General features: G+C 34.5%; 9 protein-coding genes. All 9 read right to left on the bottom strand.

Going from position 1 to position 5,540, the window contains the following annotated elements; translation table 11 throughout:
• Positions 1 to 83: 83 nt before the first annotated feature.
• Positions 84 to 455 carry a hypothetical protein gene (locus DW981_RS14060; RefSeq protein WP_182434303.1) on the bottom strand — a complete coding sequence of 124 codons (372 nt, stop codon included), beginning with the start codon at positions 453 to 455 and terminating at the stop codon, positions 84 to 86.
• Positions 456 to 631: 176 nt separating this feature from the next.
• Positions 632 to 1,024: a hypothetical protein gene (locus DW981_RS14055; RefSeq protein ID WP_118508180.1), complete on the bottom strand. Its 393-nt coding sequence runs from the start codon at positions 1,022 to 1,024 to the stop codon at positions 632 to 634.
• 13 nt (positions 1,025 to 1,037) lie between these two features.
• A complete protein-coding gene (locus DW981_RS15425; protein ID WP_347474589.1) occupies positions 1,038 to 1,604 on the bottom strand; it encodes a DUF5677 domain-containing protein in 567 nt (188 codons plus the stop codon).
• A gap of 9 nt (positions 1,605 to 1,613) precedes the next feature.
• Positions 1,614 to 2,057 carry a hypothetical protein gene (locus tag DW981_RS15420; protein ID WP_207664011.1) on the bottom strand — a complete coding sequence of 148 codons (444 nt, stop codon included), beginning with the start codon at positions 2,055 to 2,057 and terminating at the stop codon, positions 1,614 to 1,616.
• A gap of 2 nt (positions 2,058 to 2,059) precedes the next feature.
• Positions 2,060 to 2,341 carry a hypothetical protein gene (locus DW981_RS15415; RefSeq protein ID WP_207664010.1) on the bottom strand — a complete coding sequence of 94 codons (282 nt, stop codon included), beginning with the start codon at positions 2,339 to 2,341 and terminating at the stop codon, positions 2,060 to 2,062.
• A 343-nt stretch (positions 2,342 to 2,684) separates the two neighbouring features.
• A complete protein-coding gene (locus DW981_RS14045) occupies positions 2,685 to 3,071 on the bottom strand; it encodes a hypothetical protein (RefSeq protein ID WP_147352668.1) in 387 nt (128 codons plus the stop codon).
• 622 nt (positions 3,072 to 3,693) lie between these two features.
• On the bottom strand, positions 3,694 to 4,608 hold the full coding sequence (locus DW981_RS14040; RefSeq protein WP_243034773.1) for an Abi family protein: 915 nt from the start codon (positions 4,606 to 4,608) through the stop codon (positions 3,694 to 3,696).
• A 158-nt stretch (positions 4,609 to 4,766) separates the two neighbouring features.
• A complete protein-coding gene (locus DW981_RS14035) occupies positions 4,767 to 5,054 on the bottom strand; it encodes a hypothetical protein (protein WP_118508178.1) in 288 nt (95 codons plus the stop codon).
• A partial coding sequence (locus DW981_RS14030) for a WYL domain-containing protein (RefSeq protein WP_147352667.1) occupies positions 5,033 to 5,540 on the bottom strand: 508 nt, incomplete at its 5' end. The genes DW981_RS14030 and DW981_RS14035, both read right to left, overlap by 22 nt.

Genomic DNA, 5,540 nt, shown 5'->3' with positions numbered 1-5,540 from the left:
CGACAAATCAGACATAATATTAGAATAGAACGACAAATCAGACATAATATTAGAATAGAATAACAACGAAAAAAATTGAAATGTTATATCATTTCTAATAAAAGGATATACATTAAAAAAAATTGAAATGTTATATCATTTCTAATAAAAGGATATACATTATAAGTTTTCATTAGATTTCCTATCCCCAGTGCTTGCATACAATATTGATTTGTAATGATAAAAAAAATTTGCGGTTCAGAAAGACCATCAATAATCGACAAGATTTTTTTGTTATTTGCTAAATATTGCAAGCATTTATCTCTTAACGGTAATCTAGAGTCTTCCAAAGAATCATACACCAAACGATCTCTCATCTCAGGCATCAATCTTCCATCTACATCCTCGTAACTACAACACTCTTCCATAATAGCATCTACAGAAGAATAATTGTTATCAAACAATGCTAATACCATATTCTCAGCCGCATCTGATAATATAGAATAATATTGTTTCAAATCTAGTGTATTTATTGGCTCCATGGGCAATATGTAAAAATCATCCTGATACTTTTTAAAAAGTAATAATAAATCCTTTATGCAATCTTTTAAAATACTTGTTTAGATAATCAAAATTTATTTCACTTTACTTTTTAAAAAGTAATAATAAATCCTTTATGCAATCTTTTAAAATACTTGTTTAGATAATCAAAATTTATTTCACTTTCTGTTCTAAAATAAAACGATGTAAACCTAACTATAGGATCATTGATTACCCTATAGTTTCCTACAAGGGCAAAATCAAAATGACCATCATTAACTATGTCAAGTCTCATTGCTCCTGCCAAATATGCAACATTATCATCTTTTTCAATATTTGAAAGTATATATGTAACACATGTCTGTTGACGATACCAAAATAAACGCACTTCTCCAATTAATCGTTTTATATCCTCAATCGACAATTCTTCCACTTTATCTTCATATTTTTCAAGAAGATTTTGATATTTTGTAGATATTTTCTTTAAAAGTTTATTTTCTACCATATTCAATCTCCATTCATTTGTCATAGTAAAAATCCGGTAACTCAATATATTCTGAAATTTGCTGAAATACTTTTTGCATAAGCATCTCGCAATCATTCTCAACGCTTCGTATATTTTGTTCTGCATAATAATCAGGAACTGTATGATAATTATGTGTTGGATTATCACAAATTAACATCGCAGACTCCCTTATTGCGCCCCAAAAGCCATGTGTAAAATTTGTTCCATACTCATAATATATCTCATATAACAATTTCTCATCACATGCAATAAATTTTTTGCTAATATTTGTACGATCAAAATACCCAAAACTTGTATTAACAAAAGCTTCATCCATATCCTCATTCACAAGCAACTCCATAAATTTTTGTTGCAACTGAGACTCATCGGAGATCAAATATTTTTCTTCTCTTATTTTTGCCATTACTAATTTATATTTTCCAATTCCGTATGCTTTGAACCTATCATATACATCCGGAATATCATTTTCTTGTAACATTATGTATTTCAAATTTATAAATGTCTCCAACATTGTTCTAAATAATATATGTCCACTTATGTCATTCTGAAGATTTTTCACCACTATCTCTTATATATTTAATATATAGCAAACGATTCCCATTACAATTGCGTATTTTGTTTCCATCTTTTTATCCTCGTTTGCAGATGCAATATAATCAATAGTTTTTTCCGTTTTTTCAAAAAAATTCATATCATCTTCTCCCTTCCACACTACTACTAACGGATTACAATTACTAACTTCACCCAAACGTTTCCACATCATTTTTGAAAAATCATTATTATATGTTCCACACATACCCTGAAAAGTCGAGCGAATAATCGGTCTATACGTTTGCATGATTTCTTCATCATGATTATGCTTGTAATAGCCCGTCAGCGCCTCTGGTAGTATACTAATATTACTTGAAATCTTTAAAATCCCACCTCTAACATAAAACCAATCGACTACAAAACATATGTCAGTGGTTAATTCATCATGAAAATTATCACACTGCTTTATGACATTAAACATATTTAATATACAATCATCAATGTCAAATGAAAATCAAAAAATTTGTTATAAAATATATCATCTATATCTGGTGTAACCACGACTGTAAGAGGTGATAAAACCTGTTGTGAAATATAACTACACACTATATTCCAATACAACTTCCTCTTTTCTCTATCTAATCCTTTAATTTTAGAAAAATATGGTACACATATTTTATTCTCCTGCAATTCATCTATTATTTTGTATAACTGTTCCAATCCCTGTTTGCGACCAAGCTCACTTATTATTAATCCAATCCACATAAACTCTGGCAACCAACTTTTTGACCAACTTGTTATTTTTAAGGCTTTCCCTAACCATCCGGTTCTGTATACGGAGTATATAGTGTATCACCTTTTTTAACATGACTTGCAAGTTTAATTCTATCCATTGTATCTCCCCTTTCTTCTTAAAACTAAAATTAGTGTAGTTTTGTATTTGTAGCATAATAACAACCATAGTAATCTACTTATCTTCTACATATACTTCCACATTAAAACATTACTAATTAAATTTTATCACTTCCTTTACTGTCTAACAACTATAAATCATCTATCATATGCCAAACTCAGAATAGTACAAAATCATATTATTATAATTTACTAGTTATAGTGGATTTTCCCCTTTTTTTGAAGCAATTACTACCCCTTCCATCTCCATCCACATCGCCTTTTTCTGCAGTACCTGTCCTTCCTCTATCTCCGGGCGGATGATTGACTTTATCACTTCTTCCGGAGCCTGTGCCTGCAGCAGATCTCTTATCACATTTCTTCGTATCTCACCGATCCACTCGGAAGCATAAATGTCAAGAAGCGTCAGCGAATCAAAGTTTTCTACAAACCACGCTTTTCGCTCCGCTTCCTCCCGTTCTTTTTCCGCATGAAGGGCTGACTGTATCATACCGGCAGTGATGGTCGGCTCTCCTGCCTTTCCCTTTTTATCGTTCGGAGTAGAATGAATCTTTTTTTCCATCTCATCCAGATCCATCATCATAAACGAAAAAGCATCCAGTTCATACAGCCTGATATTTTCATTTTTGTCCTTCTGCAACTTTTAGCGTATAACAACGCCATATACGCTATGCGTATTTAGTCAAGTGTTAATTAAATAATCTCTTGTTGATATATATAATCTCCAGTTGAAATCACCGGTCACTGTGGTTAGCAGCACACTCTGGACTCGCACCATCTCTTATAGACCATAAAGGGAGTATCATTATCATAGAACAGTCGCAACCACGGAATCACCATAATTCCTCTTTTGCATGGATGTTATCGCTCCCGGCATCTCACATCAGACAGAGCTATCAAGGAAATAATAAACCATCTCCTTTGGCTGTCTTACCGATCCTGGCGCATCTGTGGCACGGCGTAATGCGTAACGGTTCCTTACGTCCGGCAAAATCATCGTATTCAGTTGTCTGTGTCTGACAGGATTATTTCCTGTGGACACAATACCAGTATAAATGGGAATCTACTATTTTGCTAGATGATATGTTTCGTACAAAATCGTATGATTTATCGTATCATTTTCAATGCAAAAAGAGCCGCACTGCGGCTCTCTATTGTGGTAATTATTTATTTTAAAAATCTGTATACTCTTCCAGAAACGATATTTATATCATTTCATCCCAGTTTTCAGGAAAGCCTATATGTGACAATGAAATATCATCACCATACTCCTCCATCAATGCTCTTAACTCTGTCATAATTCTGCTTTCCCACTCATTTTTATCGGGATATAAAAATTTAAGTGTCAATATCTGTGAAAACAATTTCCGGTTAGTTTTAAACAACACATTTTTCGGCATCCTAGGCAATGCCGGAAATGACCAGTAATATATTCTAGAATAATGAGCACATCGATTGCGCAAATCCGTCAGGCAACGCAACCAGCTTTTTAGGCACACGCTGGATGTATGATATAGCTCTCTTGCAATTTGTTTCTGATCCGGCGACTTCAAATCAGCATATAAATATGACAACATTCCCATTGAGAAAAATTCAATAATTACCCAGACTGGAAATTGTCCGTTATACTTTTTCTTATGATGCTGCACCACTAATGTCGTTTTGTTCTCTTCAATGCAAATGTCAAGCAGCCTCTTAAATTTGTCATCATTATGCCTTTCATTATATATATCTGAGTTTAAGTATCCCAATGCACCGTATGCATGTCCACAATAATATGCCAATTGTGTCCTCAAATACAATTCTATTGTCTCGATACATTCAAATATCAAATTTCTTATACGACCATCAAACTCATATATGCGTTTAATTCTGTTGAAATTAATATTTTCAAAATATGTTCCATCTGCATTTCTAAATGGCAGAAAATATGCCGATATGCGGTAATAATTTGCCTGTTTTAAAAAAGATTCGCACGTTTCATCATCATCCACGATAAATCCTTTCCTCTTTATGATTTCAACCTGTTCCTCATAAGTTTTAGGTGATTTCATCATTACTGTTTCTTCGTGATGACTATCCTGTTTGTAATCCACTTCTACTTTACTTGAATTATCCAATCCCTGTCTCCTTAAAAAAAATGTCTCCCCATGGGACACATCACATATGTGAGAGGTGCGGGGAGTCCTGTTATTATTATTTTATGCTATTTCCCAGAAAAAATCAACCATTTTTAATTTTTTCGTAATTTGGGTAATTTCATGATGTACTCTTCTCCCTATCCTATTTTTCCAGCAATGCATCCATATACCCCGCCCCCGGCACTGATCGCTTTCATCCAACTTTCGATACTTATAATGGTCGGATCTGATGTCGTTTCGATCTTGATATGTTCACTCAGGTTTATGATCCAGTTGCAGATTGCCGTCTTGGTGGATATGATCCGTATCCGAAAAAGATGCTCCTGTGTCTTTATCTTAGAAGTGGTCCGAAATTCCGTTTCCACTGCTTCAACAAGATATTCCTCCACCATAAGCGTGGCACTCACCGGCTTTTCATAGGGCATTCTCGGATGTTCCTCCATATATCGTGAGATTCAAAGGAAGAATCGATACCCTCCAATTGACTCATACACTTTCCCTGCTCCATCGGGTGCATCACCACCTGCAGCATCCGGTCAATGCGGTAATGCGACAGATTGTCCTTCCCATCCGTATTGCAAATGAGATAATACCAGCCGCCGCTAATGACCAGGAAATATGGTGTTACTGTATATACTCTGTCCGATAGTTTCCCGTTTTTCCGATACCGGAATGTTATTTTTCTGATTTTCTTGATTGCTTTTCCGATCTCCATTAGATATTGAAAAAGCCGCTCACACTGGCATCGCTTGAATGTTTCCCGGTATTTCACATATTCAAACCAGCTTCCAAAATATTTGCTTGCACATCGTTTTAATTTGTCCAGAATCCGACTGGCACATCCATCGTCCACGCCGGGTGAAAATAATATGCTGTCATGCAGCATGCGTATCTCCGTATCTGAAAACAAT

It is taken from the genome of Clostridium sp. AM49-4BH (assembly GCF_003478335.1).
Lineage (GTDB): Bacteria > Bacillota > Clostridia > Lachnospirales > Lachnospiraceae > Butyribacter.
This window is presented reverse-complemented; position numbering and strand designations above follow the sequence as displayed.